Below are 17,170 nucleotides of genomic sequence, written 5' to 3' on the forward strand. Positions count from 1 at the left end.
CAAGTCAGCGGATACGCAGGCACGACTGCTAAGATTTGCCCATGATCGGACGAATAAGTGGCCTGCTGGCCGAAAAGAACCCCCCGGAAGTGCTGGTGGACTGCAACGGTGTGGGTTACGAGGTGATGGTGCCCATGAGCACCTTTTACAACCTCCCTGGCCTGGGTGAAAAAGTCTCGCTGCTGACGCACTTCGTGGTGCGCGAAGACGCACAAATCCTTTACGGTTTCGGCAGCGCCAGCGAGCGTGCCGCCTTTCGCCAGTTGATCAAAATTTCCGGCGTCGGCCCGCGCACCGCGCTCAGCGTGCTCAGCGGCATGAGCGTCGAAGAACTCTCGCAGGCCGTGACCCAGCAGGAGGCCGGCCGCATCATCAAGGTGCCCGGCATCGGCAAAAAAACCGCCGAACGCCTGCTGCTCGAACTCAAGGGCAAGCTGGGCGCCGACATCGGCGTTCGTGTCAACGTCGCCGACGATGCGCAGTCCGACATCCTGCAGGCGCTGGTGGCGCTCGGCTACAGCGACCGCGATGCGGCTTTGGCCCTGAAGGCGTTGCCGAAAGACATTGGGGTCAGTGACGGCATCAAGCTGGCGCTGAAGGCGTTGGCGAAATGATAGTCGCAGCGGTTGAAATGAAGATCTGTCGTTCAATCGACCATGTGATGCTGCGACTGCTGGACATGGAGCCCCTGTTCTCGCTGCTCACCGAGACCCTACGCCTGCCGGTGACATGGTCGTTGCAGCACAGTGAGTTCGCCAGCTTTTCCTGGGTTCATGTCGGGAACACCCACCTGGAGCTTTGGGCGGCCAGAAACAACGGCGATCTGCCCGCGGAATGTCGATTGCCACTAATCCACGGTCTGGCCTTGGAGCCCGACGAACTGGCGTTCAGCACGGCCGAACTGGAACGCCGCGGCATGGCCTGCAAGCCACCTCGGCCGTACCAGGCCGTCAATGAGGTAGGCCAATCAATCACGAATTTCACTAATTCGGTGGTTTTTGACCTATCGTCACCGACCAACTGCAATTTTTTCTGTGAGTGGGGTTTGCAGGCCAGCATAGTGCCTTGGGCGAAGGGCGTTTCCACGCGGGAGCGCCGCGACGCCGAGCAGCGACGCTTTGCCTCAATGGGCGGTGGGCCGATTGGACTGGTTCGGCTGGCTCGTGTGGGCGTGACTTGTCCCGATGTTGCGCGTATGAAGAGGCATTGGCGTGCCGTTGCGCAGACTGAGGAAGACGAGGCGCTGGCAATAGGCGGCGTTGCCTTGGCCTTTCAGCCGGGTGATCAGCACCAAATTGACAGTCTGAGCCTGGAGGTGCGCTCTCTGGCCGAGGCTCAAAAATTTTTACAACCGCGGGGCCTCCTTGAACGCGAGACAACCGACACTCTCACGCTCTGCGAGCGAGCAACAGGGGGCTTGGTTATTCATGTGGTCGAGGCCGACGAAGCCGCAACCCGAACCTGACAATTCACGCATGACCATCCAGACCGACGATTTCGACATGTCCGGCGTACCGCCCGTGAAGCGGGTCATGTCGGCTGCACCTGCGTCGCCCAATGAAGAAGCCATCGAACGCGCCCTGCGGCCCAAACTGTTCGACGAATATGTCGGCCAGTCGAAGGTGCGCGAGCAACTGGAAATTTTCATAGGCGCCGCCAAAAAACGCAGCGAAGCCATGGACCATGTGCTGCTGTTCGGACCACCCGGTCTGGGCAAAACCACGCTGAGCCACATCATTGCGCATGAGCTCGGCGTGAACCTGCGCCAGACCTCCGGCCCGGTGCTGGAAAAACCGAAAGACCTGGCAGCGCTGCTGACCAATCTCGAAAAAAACGACGTGCTTTTCATCGACGAGATTCACCGCCTGAGCCCGGTTGTCGAAGAAATTTTGTACCCCGCGCTGGAGGACTACCAGATCGACATCATGATCGGCGAAGGCCCCGCGGCGCGTAGCATCAAGCTCGATTTGCAGCCCTTCACGCTGGTCGGTGCCACCACCCGCGCCGGCATGTTGACCAACCCGCTGCGCGATCGGTTCGGCATTGTTGCGCGGCTGGAGTTCTACAGCGCCGAGGAGCTTGCGCGTATCGTCACGCGCAGCGCCGGCCTGCTCAACGCGCCCATGGACAGGGAAGGGTGTTTTGAGATCGCACGCCGTTCGCGCGGCACGCCACGCATCGCCAACCGGCTGCTGCGCCGCGTGCGTGACTATGCCGACGTCAAGGGCACCGGCCATATCTCGCTGGACATTGCCAACAAGGCGCTGGCCATGCTGGACGTTGACCCTCAGGGCTTCGACCTGATGGACCGCAAGCTGCTGGAAGCCGTGATCCACCGCTTTGATGGCGGCCCGGTCGGCCTGGACAACATTGCCGCCAGCATTGGCGAAGAGCGCGACACGATTGAAGACGTGATCGAGCCCTATCTGATCCAGCAGGGCTATCTGCAGCGCACGCCGCGCGGCCGCATCGCCACGCTAGCCGCTTACCGGCATCTGGGCGTGACACCGCCCGGAACCGGCACCGGCTTGTTTGAGCCCGGAACCTGAACCTTCCATGAGCCTGGCACACACCCTCTCCCTGAAACGCAGCTGGATCTGGATGGGAGGCGTGGCAGTCATCGCTGCGGTAGCCGGCGTGGCCTGGTTTGTCCAGAAAAGTCCCCGGGTCGATGTCCTGGAACTGCATTACGCGCCTCTGGTGCGGACCCTGCAGTTTTCTGCCCGCGTGGCGACTTTGTCGCGTGTGGATGTTGGCAGCACCGTGACCGGGCGTGTGGCGCGGGTGGCGGTAGCCGAGGGCGCGCAGGTGCGCGCGGGCGATGTGCTGATCGAGCTCGAAACCGATGAGCTGCGCGCCGCCGTGGCACAGGCTGTGGCGGCCGAACGCCAGGCCGAGGCCACGCTACAGGCGGCTCGGGCCACGTTGCGGCGCGTGCGGCAACTGGTGGCGCAGGGGTTTTACAGTGCGGCACAACTTGATGATGCGCAGCGCGCGCTCGATGTCTCGTTGGCGCAGCAGGGCTCGGTGCGCGCCGCCACGGCGGCGGCTCGTGCCCGCTTGGCGCAGGCGGCCGTGCTGGCGCCCACCGATGCGCGGGTGCTGACGCGCGATGTCGAGCCGGGGCAGATCGTGCAGCCCGGCAAACCCCTGATGAGCCTGGCGCTGGCCGGCCCCACGCAGCTCACGGCGCAGGTGGACGAGCGTTTCCTCGACCAGTTGCAGCCGGGGCAGAAGGCGGCCGTGGTGGCCGATGCTTTTGCCGACCAGCGTTTTGCCGCCCGCGTGTTGTCGATTGCGCCCGCAGTAGATGCGCAGCGCGGTGCGATCGAAGTCAAGTTTGCGCTCGAGCAGCAGGCTCCGGCCTTTTTGCGGGAAGACATGACGCTGTCGGTCGAGGTCGAAACCGGCCGGCGCGAACGCGCCCTGGTGCTGCCGCTGAGCGCTTTGCGTACGCAGCCCTCACCCACCACGGCGACGGTGCTGGTCGCCGACGCGGGCCGCGCGCAGGAGCGCCAGCTGCGTCTGGGCCTGCGCACGCTGGACGCGGCCGAGGTGCTTGAGGGGCTGGCTGAAGGTGATGCCGTGCTGCTTGGGGGCAGCGTGCCGGCAGGGGCCCGGGTTCGCGCGCACGCGGTGGCCTGGCAGCCCGGGCAGCCGGTGGCCAGGGCCGCGGCTACATCTGAAGCGGGCTCGGCCATGACCAACGCCCTGGGGCGCTGAGCGCCTGCCGCCGCATGATCCCCGGGCTTGGTTTTGAATGGCGCGTGGCGCTGCGTTTCCTGCGCGAGGGGCGCATGCAGACCGTGCTCATCATCGTCGGCGTGGCGGCCGGCGTGGCGGTCATTGCCTACATTTCAGCGCTGATCAGCGGCCTGCAGGGCAGCACCTTGACCAAGACCCTGGGCGCGCAGGCGCACATCAGCGTGCATGCGCCGGACGACGTGGTCACGCCCGCCTGGCCGGCCGCGCCGGGCACCACCGCGCTGACCGACACCCAGCCGCGCGCGCAGCGCCTGCGCTCCGTCGCCAACTGGCAGGCCCTGGTGCCGCTGCTCGAAGCCCTGCCCGCCATTGCCGGCGTGTCACCCATGGTCTCGGGTGCCGGCCTGGCCCTGCGCGGCGAAGCCACCCAGGCGATTGCACTGATGGGCGTGGACCTGGACCGCTACGACCGCGTGGTCGGGTTGCGCAGCAAGGTGATCAGCGGCACCGCGCGGCTGGCGCCGGGCGAGGCCATCGTGGGCCGTGAACTTGCGGCCGATCTGGGCGTGCGCGTCGGTGACCGCCTGACCGTGCAGACCGGCCTGGTCAGCGACTCGGTGCGTGTCACCGCGCTGGTAGACCTGGGCATCAAGGACCTGAACCGGCGCACCGTCATCGTGCCGCTGCGCGCGGCGCAGAACCTGCTGGGCCTGCCCGGCGGCGCCACCAGCCTGGACCTGACCGTGAAAGACGTCTGGTTGGCCCAGGACCTGGCCAGGGACCTGCGCCAGCAGTTTCCCTACAAGATTGAAAGCTGGCAGGAGAGCAATGCGCAACTGGTGTCCGCCCTCAACGCCCAGTCGGTCAGCACCGCGCTGATACGCGGGGTGGTGCTGGTGGTGGTGGTGCTGGGCATTGCCAGCGTGTTGGTCGTGTCTGTCGTGCAAAAGCGCCGCGAGATCGGCATCCTGCGCGCCATGGGCGCCACGCGTGGGCAGATTCTGCGGCTTTTCCTGGTGCAGGGCGCGGTGGTGGGCGCGCTCGGCTCGGCGCTCGGCATTGCGCTGGCCGTGCTCATGATCTGGCTGTTCACGAAATTTGTGCGCGGCTCTGACGGGCTGCCGCTGTTTGTGATTGGCCTGCCGCTGGCCACGGCGCTGCAGGTGGCGCTGATCGCCACCGTGTGTGGTGTGCTGGCCGCAGTGGCGCCGGCGCGCCGCGCTGCGGCGCTGGACCCGGCGCAGGCGATACGGATGTGAACCCATGACGGCTGCCCCCGCTTCCCGCGCCCTGGTCGACATGGGCGAGGTCCGCAAGAGCTACAACCTGGGCCTGCCCAGCGAGACCGAGGTGCTGCACGGCGTTTCGCTGCAGGTGCAGCGCGGCGAATTCATCGCGCTGATCGGCCCCTCCGGCTCCGGCAAAAGCACGCTGCTCAACATCGTCGGCCTGCTGGAGGGCATGACGGCCGGCAGCTACCGGCTGCTGGGCGAAGAGGTGCACGGCCTGGACGATGCAGCCCTGACGATGTTGCGGCGCAGCACCTTGGGCTTTGTGTTTCAGTTTCATCACCTGTTGCCAGCCTTCACCGCGCTCGAAAACGTCACCTTGCCCGCGCTGATGCGGGGCGGCCACGTCAGTGCGGAGCAGCGCGAGCATGCCCGCGCGCTGCTGGCCTCGGTGGGTCTGGCCAAGGCCATGGACAAGCGGCCGGGCGAGTTGTCGGGCGGCATGCAGCAGCGCGTGGCAATTGCCCGGGCACTGGTCATGGAGCCGGCACTGGTGCTGGCCGATGAGCCCACCGGCAACCTCGACACCGCCTCATCCGACGAGGTCTTTGTGCAGCTGCGGCGCATGCACGCCGAACTCGGTACCACCTTTGTGGTGGTCACCCACGATCCGCGCCTGGCTGCCCGCTGCGACCGGCTGGTCGAGCTCATTGACGGGCGTATTGCGCGTGACGAAGCGGTCGTTCGCGCACCGGCCTGAGCGGTCCTCAGGCGCGCGGGCGGCCAGAGGGGCGTTGTGTACTACGCTCAGCATCTGCGCCAGACAGCAGGCTGCGGCAGAGGCTTATTGAAAGCAGGTTTCAGGGACACGGTAGAATTTTTTGGTGGGAAGAAAAAACAAGGGAAGGACATGGTTGATTCAACCGGCGCTCAATTGCGCGAGTTTCACGCTTCATGGCGCAGCACGACCGGCGGGGTGACGATGTTTCTCGTCGTGATTGTCTTGCTGCTGCTGGCTTTTGCCTTGCTGGGCCCGGATCGCAAGATGTCGTGGATTCTTCTGGCCGGTGCGGCCGTCACGGCCTGGATGGCATGGCTTCTGGGCCGCCAGCTGCTGGGCAACCAGCCCGCGCTGCGTGTCGGGCCCCGTGGCATCAGGGCACATTTTCTCAAGGGTAGGAAGCCGTCCTGGAACGACATTGCCGATGTGCGTGAAGAGTCGGTCCAGGGGCACACGCACATCGTGCTGTCTCTGGCTCCGGGCGCTAGCACGTCCTTGCAGGGTTCACGGTTGACTGGCAAGAAACGCGAACTCCGAATCCCGCTGGCCGCAATCAGGAAGAAGGACCATGGCGCTGCTGTCCAGGCAGTCTTCGAAGCGTTTCACCGTTACGGCGGCACCCAGGCATTGAAGGCTGCCGAGGCGCGCATCGAAGAACTCCGGGCGGCCACGGACTTTGAGGTTCGCCTGCGCGAGATGACACCCGTGACCTGGGCGCTGTACCTGATGGTTGCTTTGAACGTGGGTGTATGGCTTGCCAATGTCGTCTCTGGCGTCAGCGCATTCAAGCCCCTGTCGCTTGACCTGTTGCGCTGGGGCGCCAATTCTGCGGCCTCTGTGGTGGAAGACCACCAGTATTGGCGTTTGCTGACCGCGACTTTCCTGCACGCCGGCGTGCTGCATATTGCCTTGAACATGTTCGGCTTGTGGGAGGCTGGCAAGCAGCTGAACCGCCTCTACGGCAATGTTCAATTTCTCATGATTTATTTCGCCAGTGCCTTGGTGGGCAGCGCGCTCAGCCTTCACTTTTCTGCGCAGCAGGCGGTGTCTGTCGGTGCGTCCGGTGCGGTGTTCGGTGTTCTCGGTGCTCTCCTGATGGCGATGTACCGGCATCGCGGCCGCATCCCAGGCGTGATGAGCAAAAACGTCATGACGAGCCAGGCAGTTTTTCTGGTTTACGCCTTGGGTCAGGGGTTTACCAAGGAAGGCATCGACAATGCCGCGCACATAGGCGGCCTGGTAGCCGGTAGCCTGCTGGCCTGGTTGCTCGCTGGAAAAATGGACGAGACGCAGAGCTCGCGGCGGCTGCAGGCCACGGTGATGGCAGGCCTGCTGCTGCCAGCGGTGGCCGTGGCCGGCCTGGTTCTGACGACGCCGGAACCCAAGGTTCATCACCGCCAGTTGTTCGAGTTTCAGGCCGGCCTGGCCCGTATCCTGCCGGACCTGCAAGCCGCAGAGAAAGCCTTACAGGCAGACGGGAAGGCGGCGAGTACCGGCAAGCTGACGACGGCGCAGTTTGTCCAGGCGATCGAAACACGGCATCTGCCGGCCTACCAAAAAGTGGAACGCGAACTCGAGCCTCTGAATGTGCCGCCCCACGACAGGGCGGCGCCGCTGGTAAATGACATCAAGCGAGGCAACAGCCTGCTGGTGGCGATGATGCAGATCGAAGTCACCCGGGCGAACAACCCGGGCCAGGTCGACCCCGTGCTGGAGGCCAAATTCAAGGCCATGGGTGAAGAGCTGAAACTCATCAAGGCGCGTTCGTCCGAGCGGGACCAGATCAAAAAGCCTGGAAAGTGATGCGCGCTCGGGTGCCTGCGGCACCGGTTCCATAGGCCGCGTGTTTGTGCACGAACATGATCTGCGCGATGTAACAGGTGCCTACAACCCATACAGGCCGCCACGCATTGCGATCATTGCGGTTAGGACTTGGCTCAGGGCCAGCCGGGTTCACCTCACACCGATTAACGCCGATACTTCTTCCGGCAGCTTGCTTGCCGTTGTATCGACCGGCGCCTCGGTGACGCAGATTCCATGGCCTGTCCTGAGGCTATCGAAAGGCGGCACGGACCACACCAGAGTCCACCTCAGATGCCGGATATACGACTGCAGGCGCCTCCTCAACAGCCAATCTATCGGTCAGCCTCTTGCCGTTGTGGGGAGTCCATATGCGACCTGTTAGGGCGCATCGCCGCCGCTCGGGGATCGAGTGCCGGATTTGCGCGCTTCGCTACCAATCCAAAAACAGACCGCCCCAAACACCGCGGCCAGGATCGCGGCAGGAAGCGCAACAACATTATCTAATCCTTCGGACAATGCGTACCAGAGCGCGAAAGCAAGAACCCAGCACATTGCACCGCCCAGAAATGCCGTGCGCGCGGACGGTGCTTGGGCCGGGCGCGGCGGCGGGGGTGGCGGAGGATCTCGCCAGTACCAGAAGCCGCCCAAGAGTGCCCCAATGAAAACAGGCATCCAGTTCACCCAAATGGGACTGAACCCCAGCATCTGATCCAATGCCCACCAAACCCCGGAAAGGGCCAGTGCGCAGAGCAACATCCGCCACAGCAAGACGCTCTGGAAAAGCACGGCCGCTAGTGTTAGGAATAAGTCCAAGGTGCGCTTTAGACAAGATGGCTTCGTAGCCAAGGGCGGCCCGACGCCTGCGAAGCCGTAGGTTGCAGACACTGGGTCAACCAGTTAAACCGCTCAGCGAGCTTGGAGCTGCGACTGAATGGATGCATCTCCATCACGAGAAGATTTTCGCCAACACGGCCAAAGCAAGCAACCACCAACTGACCTGGGCGGCAGTGCTGGCGCTTTCAGAGGAAATTGGAAAGAGTTCCGCTTGACCCCAAGCCCAAACGTTGTAGGCGACAACCGCGACGGCACCGGCTGCGCCTACCAAATAGGACTCCGCAAAGAGACCGGCGACAACGGCGCAACAAACCAACACAAGCCCTACCGAAAAGATGCCGCTCGAAGTACTAGCGAGGACGTGCGACAGCTTGCTGTATTTGGGACAAGTTGCCGGTGAGGAGCGACTAGACCAGCGCACGGCTAGACTGGAAATTGCGGTCACACCACACCAAGGACACTTGTGCATGCGGTTTAACATTGGAATCCAGCGGCTGCCGAAGGCAGTTCGCTGGAATGACGGGTTAGCCCAGCCATTACCGAGTTTTTCGGAGATACATGCTGGGGAGCAGTGCGAGGCCAAAGGAGAACGCTATAGCGTTGCCGATATGTCTTGATGAAAGCCCGAAGAGCGCCACCAAGAGCCAGCCTGCGACGAGCAGCGCAAAAAGAACAGGGACGTACCGCTTGACACTAAAAGCCAGCTCCACTTCTCTGCCACAGAATGGACAGAGCTTAACTTTGGCGCTTCTTTGCGACTGCCAGTCGCTCGAGAACACATTAACCGAGGCAGAGCAGTACGGGCAAGGCATTTTAAACATGAGTGGCTAGCTTTGATATACCCCGCAAAAGTGCGGAATAACAAGGCACCTCGTCAGATAACACGATTCGGGAAAATCTAGAAAGATGTTTGTAGTCATGGAGTTAGCTCGACTGACTGCGTGTTTATATAGGTATATTGAATTTGACAAAGTCGCCGTCGCGATTTCGGCGCAAGGTGGCCATTCTCGGGTCATTGCGGTACTTTGGCTATCCCCAATCACCCAATTTGCCTGACTACACTGGGTGTAGATGAGCGCCCCCCTTCAACTCCCCCGCCTGCGGGACAGCCTGGCTGCCTACTTCCGCAGCGGCGATGCCATGCGCAGCCGGAGCGTGAGTGATGTCATTTTGTCGGGCACGGTCGATGTACCTGCGCCTCCTGCCAGGCTGGTGGCTGATTGGGAGAGGGAGATCTCGCTACACCTGGAACTGGAACCCGGCGACGTCGAGCCCTTGCCTTTGGCGCGAGCGCGAGCGCGCTGGTCGGACTACCGGCACTGCGTGCAGGCGGTGTCGGATTGGATGCGTACCTTGGGCCTGGACGAGGAACTTGCAGCTTGCGACGTCGCCCTGATGGCCTGCCGCGGTGCGAGGTACCACCACGATGGTGCGCAGTATGGCGCTGCGGCCTTCTGCAATCTCTTCCTGAGCGAGGACATCGGCCTGGACCTGCATTTTCCGGTAATTGGTCTTCGCATCCCCCTGCGCCGGGGCACAGTGGTGGTCTTCGATACGGGTCAACCGCATGCCGTGATCAAGCGCCGCAGCGGCGGCTTTGACACGGCAGATTTTCCACCCGGCCGGGACTGCAGTTTGGTGTTCCTGACCTGGGAGCTTCCCATTGAAAATGGCGCTCTTGGGCAGGCACTGGGGATCAGCTTCGACATTGACCCTTCAACCGCCCTGCTACTGGGCGATGAGCAGGTCTTACTGAACGGCGCACCGGCCAGTGTGTGCCCGGCGTCTGGCCGGTGGTGTCAGGCAGACTGACTGTTTCGTCACATCCCGGGCGGGACCGTCGGGCCTAACTGCCCATTTTTCCCTGGAGCACGGCAACCAGATGGCTCTTCGCTTCGGCCAGCTGAGCCTTGTCGCTGTCGTGGACTTTCCTAAAAAATGCGGCGCATTCGGCGGAGCCAGCCTGTTCCGCGTCCTTGATGTATTGGTCGTAAGCCATGAGCGCTTGCGCCTTGTTCTGCATCAGTGTGATCCAGTCATATTCAAGGTTGCTGATGGGGTGGCGGTCGGTAGATTGCTTTTGCATGACAAAACTCCTGTTTAAATGCAAAAGCATATGAATCCAGGGGCCTGCCATCTGTAGGCCTGCACCGACGGATGGACTTCCTTATCGCCGAAAAATGCGCGTTGCGGCTGTGCGTTCAGCTCGCCCGCTGCCCTGAAGTGGCAGGCCGCGCGTTGTGCACGATCAATATCTGCGCGATGTAGTACGTGCCCAGCACCCACAGCTGCGCCATGGGCAAGGGCTGGGCGAACTTGTTGGTCGCCAGCAGCGAATCACTCAACATGAAGAAGCCTGCGCCAAGGGCGACACCCAGCGAGGCCTTGTCGCGCAGCACGGTGGCCCGGCCAATGGCTTGTGCAGCCATCAGTGCAATTACCACCACATAGGCGGCCACGGCGACGCGCAGCACCGGGCTGAGCCCGTTGAACAGGAAGGCGTACATCAGCGCGCCGATTCCCAGCGTGGCCATGAGTGCCCGTCGGCTCGGAAACCATGGCAAATCCAGCTTGAACAGGGCGATGTAAAACAGGTGCGCCACCAGGAAAGACAGCAGACCCGGAATGAAAAAACCGGGAAACATCAAAAAGACATCGCCGGCAAGGGAACATGCCAGTCCGGCCAATAAAAACAAGTCAAATCGGCCTGTAGCCCTTATGGGATAAGCGCGAGAAGCTATAAAAACAAGAGCAATTAGAAGCGCCAGGGGCTTGAAAACGCGGTGCAGATCGACCAGCCCCAGGGCGCCGGTTGCGGTTGCCAGCGCTGCGGCCTCGATCAGCAGCACTTCGGTCATGCTCAGGCGCCCCTGCAGCGCGGCACCCACAGCCCAGAGCCCGGTGGCCAGCATGCCCAGCCAGATGGCTGATTGGGATGCAGGCAGGCTCTCGGCATGCCACAGATACAGCGCCACCCCCTGCAGCAGCACGACGAACTGGATGGCGCCAAACCACATTGCAGTGCGGCTCAGCGGCGGGTGGTAACGCTCCAGCCGGTTGATCTCAAAAGGCGGTTTCGGAAAACGCGCAGCCACGTCTGCCGGGCGCCAGCCGGGGGGCTTGAACCAGACGCGGAACTTGTCACCCCAGTTTTCTGCATGCCAGGAATCCTTGGCCAGGGCCCAGTACACCTCGGCGTTGGACCATAACGGGTCCCAGCTGTTGAGCGGGCTGCGTGTGCCGTAAACACATTTCTCGTCTTCCTCGTGGAAGCTGCCGAAGAGCCGGTCCCAGATGATCAGGATGCCGCCGTAGTTCCGGTCGACATAGTTGTCATTGACGGCGTGGTGCACCCGGTGGTTGGAAGGCGAGCAGAACCAGCGGTCGAACCAGCCGAGCTTGGGCACGTGTTCGGTGTGCACCCAGAACTGGTAGAGCAGGTCGATCAGCACGACCACGCCGAAGACCAGCGGCGGCACGCCGGCAATCGCCATCGGTACATAAAAAATCCAGCCAAGCAGCGCACCACTGCTGGTCTGGCGTAGCGCGGTCGACAGGTTGTAGTCCTGGCTCTGGTGGTGCACCACATGCGCGGCCCAGAAGACCGCGCTTTCATGGCCGGCGCGATGCAGCCAGTAGTAGCAGAAGTCGTAGAAGACCAGAGCGATCAGCCAGCCGTACCAGGTGGTCCAGAAAGCTTCGTCAGGGAACAGCGCCACCGACGAATAAATGACGGTGTAGATGCCAATGCGAAACAGCCGGGTAAACACCGCGCTGATCTGGCTCAACATGCCCAGGCTGATGCTGTTGATGGCGTCGTTGAGGCGGTAGGTGTTGCGGCCTTTGGCGTAGCCCCAGGCGAATTCAACCGCGATCAGCAGGAAGAAAACCGGGGTGGCAAGGACGATGATCTGGCTAGGGGTCATGCCTGATTGTCCTCTGACACGGCGCAAGTGGGAAGGCCCTGGACGCAGCGAGTGACCGTGGGGCCCATCAAGTGATTGCACCTCTGGCATCAACCCTGATGATCTGCTCGACTTTTCCGTTTGCCAGGCCGCCGCGCACGCCCAGCAGATGCTCGTGCAGGTTGACGGTCGGGTCGCAATGGCCCGGGATCAGCCACACCGTGTCGCCCAGCACCGGCAGCGTCGCGCCGCGCAGGATGCCGTGTTCGTCGCCGCCGTTGGCGTATTCCAGCGCCAGGCCGTGCACTGCCGGCAGGCCGGAATCGATGGCGTGGCTTTTGTGGCCGGCGTCCACCACCGCGTGGCTGGCGCAGACACTCATGACCTGGCTTTTGACAAACAGCGCGTGTTCAAAGGTCGGTTGTTCGGGGTCGGGTTCGTTGCCGGCATAGTCGCGGTCCATGAACAGGTAGGAACCTGCCTGCAACTCGCCATACACCCCGCTCGCCGTTTCCAGCAAGAAGGTGCCCGTGCCGGCACCGGTGACCAGCGGAACCGCATGGCCCGCTGCCTGCAGCGCGGCCCGTGTGGCCTGCACATGGGCAATCACCTGCGCGATCGCCTGCTGCCGCTCGGCCAGCGTGCGCAGGTGCTGGGCCCGCCCGTGGTAGGCCTGCAAGCCGCCAAACTGCAGCCCGGGCTGGCGCGCGATTTCTTCGGCCAGAGGCACAGCGCCGGCACCGGGTGCCAGGCCGCAACGGCCCTGGCCGACATCGATCTCGATGAACACGCGCAGGAGTGCTTGCTGGCCGTGTGCCGCCTGGGCCAGCCGGCGCAGGCCCTCCAGGCTGTCCACCGCGATGGCCAGCTGGCCGCCCAGGGCATGCAACTCCCTGGCAACGGCGACCACGCGTTTGAGCTTGAAGGGCGAGACCACCTCGTTGCTGATGTAGATGTTGTTCACGCCCAGCGCCGCCAGCGCCTCGGCTTCGGAGGTTTTCTGCACGCAGACGCCGACCGCGCCGCGTGCCATCTGCAGCTTGGCCAATACGGCGCTTTTGTGCATCTTCGCGTGCGGCCGCAGCTTGACGCCGTGTTGTGCTGCAAACGCTGCCATGCGGTCCAGGTTGCGCTCCATCGCGTCGAGGTCAATCACCAGCGCGGGTGTGTCGATGGCCGCGGCAGGGCGGCCCAGCAGGTCAGACAACAGGTGCATCAGGCAGTGGTTTCGTCAAGCGTGCCGTCGTCGAGGTGCTGGGTGTCGGCCCAGCCGACCAGCGTGAAGCCGTCTGGCGTCCAGAGCAGGCGGTTGATGGCCGCATTGCCCAGCGCCCAGGTGCGCGGTGCCTGGATGTCCAGCCGGGTGGCGGCGCGGTACAGCACGTCCATTACGCCGCCGTGGCCAACCAGCACGATCAGTTCGCCGGCGTGCCGTGCCGCCAGTTTCTCGGCAGTAGCGACCACGCGTTCGCGCAGCTGCAGCAGCGATTCCCCGCCAGCCGGTGCGAAGTGCGGGTCGCGCGTGCGCCAGAGTCTGGCCTGCTCGGGCAGCACGGCTTCAATCTCTGCAAAGGTCTTGCCCTGGAACTCGCCAAAATGCCGCTCGCGCAGGCCGGGCTCGACCACCACCGGCACGCCGGTCGCTTGCCCCACATGCTGCGCTGTTTCAAAGGCCCGCCCCAGGTCGCTTGCATAGATGGCGCTGACCGGCTCTTCCGCCAGCGCCTGCCCCAGGCGGCTGGCCTGCCAGCGGCCGGTGTCGTTGAGGCCGACATCGAGCTGGCCCTGGATGCGCGTGTCCACATTCCAGGTGGTCTCGCCATGGCGAATCGCGAGTACGCGCGCAGATTCACTCATGGTGCAGCGCCCAGTTAGAGGCATCCTTCGACCAGCTCGGGACGAACGGAAAGTCAGTGGACGAACGTGGGGACGGCATCCCCTTCAAGCAGGGGCCGCGGAACCGGCTTCGCCGGGCCGCAGGCGCAGCGGCCCCCTCGGGGGGCAGCGAAGTACACGCAGTGACGAGCGTGGGGGCCAACATCGCTATCTGGGTATTTCCACACTGACGCGGCGCGGGCCGCCCGGCGGCACGGGGAAGCCGCGCAGGGCGGCGTCCAGCATGGCCGAGATCACCGGGTCGCTGTCGTGCCACAGCTCTTCGCTGACCGCACGGGTTTCATACACCGCAACATTGCTGCGCAGCTCGCGCATGACGATGCTGATTTCGCGGCGGTACAGCGGCGGGTCCATGCCGCCCAGCGGAAAACCGAAGCCGAAGCCCACACTTGCGCCGCCGCTGCCGACCCCGCTGCCGATGAAAACATTGGGGCCACCGTAAGGGTAGTAGCCGCCGTCCCAGCGCGAACGCAGCATTGGCTGCGAACTGGCGCTGACCTGCACGCTGAAGCTGGCAGCCTGCGGGTTGTGCTGCAGGCCCACCCTGGCCAGCGCCGCCTGCGTCAGGCCTTCGAGCCGGGCTTGCGGCGCATCGGGCTGCTGCTGCGAGAGCAGGCGTTCGAAGCGGTAGCTGCTGCCCGGTGCCGGCGGTGCCGGGCTCCAGCGCGCGAAGCTGGTGACTTCGCTGTCAACGACGCGGGTGCTCGCGCAACCGCCCAGCAGGCCAGCCAAGATTGCTACAAAAATAATAGCTGTCAGCGCTCGTTTCATAAGGCCTCCAGGCATGAATCGTTCAAAAAATTTACATCGCCACCACGGCAAGTCCGGGCCGCACCGGTTCGGAAAAATCGTCCGCATCGAAGGCCTTGTCACCGTCCGGATCTGGCATGCCAGTGCTACGAATGCCCTTGAAGTCGTGCTGCTTGCCGTCCATCAGATGCGAGGGCACGACGTTCTGCAGCGAGGTGAACATGTTCTCCAGCCGGCCCGGAAACTTCTTGTCCCACTCGCGTAGCATGTTGCCGACCTGCACGCGCTGCAGGTTCTGCTGGCTGCCGCACAAGGTGCAGGGAATGATGGGGAAGTCGCGCACCTGCGCCCACTTGATCAGGTCTTTCTCGGTCACGTAGGCCATGGGCCGGATCACCACATGTTTGCCCGTGTCGCTGACCAGCTTGGGTGGCATGCCCTTGAGGCGCGATGCGAAAAACATGTTCAAAAAGAAGGTTTGCAGCATGTCGTCGCGGTGGTGGCCCAGCGCAATCTTGGTGGCGCCCAGCTCTTCGGCCACGCGGTACAAAATGCCGCGGCGCAGGCGCGAGCACAGTGAACACATGGTCTTGCCTTCGGGAATCACGCGCTTGACGATGCTGTAGGTGTCCTGCGTTTCAATGTGAAAAGGTACGCCGAGCTTTTCCAGGTACTGCGGCAGGATGTGGTCGGGAAAGCCCGGCTGCTTCTGGTCCAGATTGACGGCGATCAGCTCGAAGTTGATGGGCGCGCGTTTTTGCAGCTTGAGCAGGATGTCCAGCATGGCGTAGCTGTCCTTGCCGCCCGACACACACACCATGACCTTGTCGCCTTCCTCGATCATGTTGAAGTCCACAATCGCGCGGCCGACTTCGCGGCACAGGCGCTTTTCAAGCTTGTGTTCCTCGCGCTCGATTTTCATGCCGGCCGTTTTGGCGGCGGCTGCGCTCTCAGCTTCGGCTGCGTCGTTCATCACATCGTTCAATACGGCACTCATGTCATTTCCATCCATCTGGTTCACCATTGCCCGGTCTCGACGCGAATGGCTACTTCGCAGTCTTCAAAAATTTCAAGTTTCGCAATTTTCACCCGCACGCCCAGCACCCCGGGCAACTGCATCAGCCGGTGCGCCAGCTTGCCGATCAGGCTTTCCAGCAGGTTCACATGTTCGGCCCGGCACTCGTTGATGATGATCTGCCGCACCTTGCGGTAGTCCAGCACATGGTGAATGTCGTCGTCGCTGGGCAGCAGGGGCTGCGTGCCCAGGTTGAGTTCGGCATCCACCTGGATGGGCTGCGGCGCGGTCTTCTCTTGGTCAAGAATGCCCAGGTTTGCGTCAAAGCGCAAACCGGTCAGCGTCAGTATCTGGTTGCCCCGTGTATTGAACATGATCTGTGTCGGCCTGCCGTGGGTGTGTAGGAATGCGCGCTCACATGAGTGAGAAATCGCGCTCGAATTTCATCAGGTGCTGGCCGCCATCGACCAGCAGCGTGGTGCCGGTGAGAGAAGCATTTTCCAGCGCGAACTTGACGGTGGCCGCGACATCGGCCGGGCTGGACGAGCGGCCTAGCGGCGAGAGTTTGTGCAGGGCTTCGAATTTTTCCTTGCTCAGCAAGTGGCTGGTCAGTGTCAGGCCCGGTGCCACGCCGACCACCCGCAGCTGCGGCGCCAGGGCGATGGACAGCATGGTGGTGGCCGCTTCCAGCGCCGCCTTGGACAACGTGTAGCTGAAAAAATCGGGGTTCTGGTTCCAGAGCTTCTGGTCCAGGAGGTTGACCACCGCAAACCGGCCGGTTTGCGCAGCGGCACCCTCCGCTGCCTGGCGCTCGCTCACATGCGCGTGCAGCGCCTGCGCCAGCAAAATGGCCGCGCCCGTGTTGCTGCGCATGTGTTTTTCAAGCGCTGCAAAACTGAAACTCGCCGTGCTGTCATGCTCGAAGACCGACGCATTGTTGACCACTGCATCGACCTGGCCGAAGTGCTGCACCACTTGGGGCAACAAACCGCGGACAGCTACCTCGTCGTCCAGATTCAAGCGAAAAGAGGCTGCATCCCCCGCCAGCCGGGCGCAGTCAGCTACTGTTTTAATAGCGTCTTCTTCTGAGCTGCGGTAGTGCACGGCAACCCGCCAGCCGCCAGCCGCCAGCGCCAGCGCGATCTCGCGGCCCAGCCGCCTGGCGGCGCCGGTAACGAGAACAACAGGAGCGGGGGACGCTGGTTTCATGGGGTGGGTACTTGGGGGCCGGAGGCAGGGCAATCGCCGACAA

Annotated in this window: 16 protein-coding genes; 8 read left to right on the plus strand and 8 right to left on the minus strand. The window is 63.1% G+C overall.

What is annotated here, in order from left to right:
* Positions 1–41: 41 nt before the first annotated feature.
* The 8 genes from ruvA (at position 42) to ABI660_RS01560 (ending at position 10,164) form a co-directional block, all read left to right on the plus strand.
* Positions 42–614 carry a Holliday junction branch migration protein RuvA gene (gene ruvA, locus ABI660_RS01525; protein ID WP_348064238.1) on the plus strand — a complete coding sequence of 191 codons (573 nt, stop codon included), beginning with the start codon at positions 42–44 and terminating at the stop codon, positions 612–614.
* Complete coding sequence (locus tag ABI660_RS01530; protein WP_348064240.1) at positions 611–1,465, plus strand: hypothetical protein; 855 nt, start codon at positions 611–613, stop codon at positions 1,463–1,465. The genes ruvA and ABI660_RS01530 overlap by 4 nt, the downstream gene beginning before the upstream one ends.
* A 10-nt stretch (positions 1,466–1,475) precedes the next feature.
* The gene (gene ruvB, locus ABI660_RS01535; RefSeq protein WP_348064242.1) at positions 1,476–2,549 is read left to right on the plus strand and encodes a Holliday junction branch migration DNA helicase RuvB; all 1,074 of its coding nucleotides are present in this window, start codon (positions 1,476–1,478) and stop codon (positions 2,547–2,549) included.
* A 7-nt stretch (positions 2,550–2,556) separates the two neighbouring features.
* On the plus strand, positions 2,557–3,723 hold the full coding sequence (locus ABI660_RS01540) for an efflux RND transporter periplasmic adaptor subunit (protein ID WP_348064244.1): 1,167 nt from the start codon (positions 2,557–2,559) through the stop codon (positions 3,721–3,723).
* A 14-nt stretch (positions 3,724–3,737) separates the two neighbouring features.
* Entirely contained in the window at positions 3,738–4,964 is a 1,227-nt protein-coding gene (locus ABI660_RS01545; protein ID WP_348064246.1) for an FtsX-like permease family protein, read from the plus strand.
* A gap of 4 nt (positions 4,965–4,968) precedes the next feature.
* The gene (locus ABI660_RS01550; protein ID WP_348064248.1) at positions 4,969–5,694 is read left to right on the plus strand and encodes an ABC transporter ATP-binding protein; all 726 of its coding nucleotides are present in this window, start codon (positions 4,969–4,971) and stop codon (positions 5,692–5,694) included.
* 150 nt (positions 5,695–5,844) lie between these two features.
* Positions 5,845–7,518 carry a rhomboid family intramembrane serine protease gene (locus tag ABI660_RS01555; protein WP_348064250.1) on the plus strand — a complete coding sequence of 558 codons (1,674 nt, stop codon included), beginning with the start codon at positions 5,845–5,847 and terminating at the stop codon, positions 7,516–7,518.
* Positions 7,519–9,423: 1,905 nt separating this feature from the next.
* A complete protein-coding gene (locus ABI660_RS01560) occupies positions 9,424–10,164 on the plus strand; it encodes a hypothetical protein (protein WP_348064252.1) in 741 nt (246 codons plus the stop codon).
* A 34-nt stretch (positions 10,165–10,198) separates the two neighbouring features.
* Here the strand turns inward: ABI660_RS01560 and ABI660_RS01565 are convergent, their stop codons facing one another.
* From ABI660_RS01565 to ABI660_RS01600, 8 genes are all read right to left on the minus strand, one after another.
* Positions 10,199–10,438 carry a hypothetical protein gene (locus ABI660_RS01565; RefSeq protein WP_348064254.1) on the minus strand — a complete coding sequence of 80 codons (240 nt, stop codon included), beginning with the start codon at positions 10,436–10,438 and terminating at the stop codon, positions 10,199–10,201.
* A 115-nt stretch (positions 10,439–10,553) separates the two neighbouring features.
* Positions 10,554–12,278, minus strand: a complete 1,725-nt coding sequence (locus ABI660_RS01570) for a lysoplasmalogenase family protein (RefSeq protein WP_348064256.1) — start codon at positions 12,276–12,278, stop codon at positions 10,554–10,556.
* 67 nt (positions 12,279–12,345) lie between these two features.
* On the minus strand, positions 12,346–13,473 hold the full coding sequence (locus ABI660_RS01575; protein ID WP_348064258.1) for a DSD1 family PLP-dependent enzyme: 1,128 nt from the start codon (positions 13,471–13,473) through the stop codon (positions 12,346–12,348).
* Positions 13,473–14,114 (minus strand): histidine phosphatase family protein, encoded by a 642-nt coding sequence (locus ABI660_RS01580; protein WP_348064260.1) that lies wholly within the window; start codon positions 14,112–14,114, stop codon positions 13,473–13,475. Before ABI660_RS01580 ends, ABI660_RS01575 begins: the two co-directional genes overlap by 1 nt.
* A gap of 186 nt (positions 14,115–14,300) precedes the next feature.
* Positions 14,301–14,924 carry a DUF4136 domain-containing protein gene (locus ABI660_RS01585; RefSeq protein ID WP_348064262.1) on the minus strand — a complete coding sequence of 208 codons (624 nt, stop codon included), beginning with the start codon at positions 14,922–14,924 and terminating at the stop codon, positions 14,301–14,303.
* Between the two features lie 31 nt (positions 14,925–14,955).
* Positions 14,956–15,876 carry a tRNA 2-thiocytidine(32) synthetase TtcA gene (gene ttcA / locus ABI660_RS01590; RefSeq protein WP_348064335.1) on the minus strand — a complete coding sequence of 307 codons (921 nt, stop codon included), beginning with the start codon at positions 15,874–15,876 and terminating at the stop codon, positions 14,956–14,958.
* Positions 15,877–15,920: 44 nt separating this feature from the next.
* On the minus strand, positions 15,921–16,292 hold the full coding sequence (locus tag ABI660_RS01595; RefSeq protein WP_348064264.1) for a dihydroneopterin aldolase: 372 nt from the start codon (positions 16,290–16,292) through the stop codon (positions 15,921–15,923).
* A gap of 40 nt (positions 16,293–16,332) precedes the next feature.
* Complete coding sequence (locus tag ABI660_RS01600) at positions 16,333–17,127, minus strand: SDR family oxidoreductase (RefSeq protein ID WP_348064266.1); 795 nt, start codon at positions 17,125–17,127, stop codon at positions 16,333–16,335.
* Positions 17,128–17,170: the final 43 nt, after the last annotated feature.

Origin of the sequence: Polaromonas sp., assembly GCF_039930745.1 — a bacterium.
Lineage (GTDB): Bacteria > Pseudomonadota > Gammaproteobacteria > Burkholderiales > Burkholderiaceae_C > Polaromonas.

Coding starts and splice junctions, on each gene's coding strand:
- ruvA (WP_348064238.1), top strand. CDS start 42: ATGATCGGACGAATAAGTGGCCTGCTGGCCGAAAAGAACCCCCCGGAA.
- ABI660_RS01530 (WP_348064240.1), top strand. CDS start 611: ATGATAGTCGCAGCGGTTGAAATGAAGATCTGTCGTTCAATCGACCAT.
- ruvB (WP_348064242.1), top strand. CDS start 1,476: ATGACCATCCAGACCGACGATTTCGACATGTCCGGCGTACCGCCCGTG.
- ABI660_RS01540 (WP_348064244.1), top strand. CDS start 2,557: ATGAGCCTGGCACACACCCTCTCCCTGAAACGCAGCTGGATCTGGATG.
- ABI660_RS01545 (WP_348064246.1), top strand. CDS start 3,738: ATGATCCCCGGGCTTGGTTTTGAATGGCGCGTGGCGCTGCGTTTCCTG.
- ABI660_RS01550 (WP_348064248.1), top strand. CDS start 4,969: ATGACGGCTGCCCCCGCTTCCCGCGCCCTGGTCGACATGGGCGAGGTC.
- ABI660_RS01555 (WP_348064250.1), top strand. CDS start 5,845: ATGGTTGATTCAACCGGCGCTCAATTGCGCGAGTTTCACGCTTCATGG.
- ABI660_RS01560 (WP_348064252.1), top strand. CDS start 9,424: ATGAGCGCCCCCCTTCAACTCCCCCGCCTGCGGGACAGCCTGGCTGCC.
- ABI660_RS01565 (WP_348064254.1), bottom strand. CDS start 10,438: ATGCAAAAGCAATCTACCGACCGCCACCCCATCAGCAACCTTGAATAT.
- ABI660_RS01570 (WP_348064256.1), bottom strand. CDS start 12,278: ATGACCCCTAGCCAGATCATCGTCCTTGCCACCCCGGTTTTCTTCCTG.
- ABI660_RS01575 (WP_348064258.1), bottom strand. CDS start 13,473: ATGCACCTGTTGTCTGACCTGCTGGGCCGCCCTGCCGCGGCCATCGAC.
- ABI660_RS01580 (WP_348064260.1), bottom strand. CDS start 14,114: ATGAGTGAATCTGCGCGCGTACTCGCGATTCGCCATGGCGAGACCACC.
- ABI660_RS01585 (WP_348064262.1), bottom strand. CDS start 14,924: ATGAAACGAGCGCTGACAGCTATTATTTTTGTAGCAATCTTGGCTGGC.
- ttcA (WP_348064335.1), bottom strand. CDS start 15,876: ATGAACGACGCAGCCGAAGCTGAGAGCGCAGCCGCCGCCAAAACGGCC.
- ABI660_RS01595 (WP_348064264.1), bottom strand. CDS start 16,292: ATGTTCAATACACGGGGCAACCAGATACTGACGCTGACCGGTTTGCGC.
- ABI660_RS01600 (WP_348064266.1), bottom strand. CDS start 17,127: ATGAAACCAGCGTCCCCCGCTCCTGTTGTTCTCGTTACCGGCGCCGCC.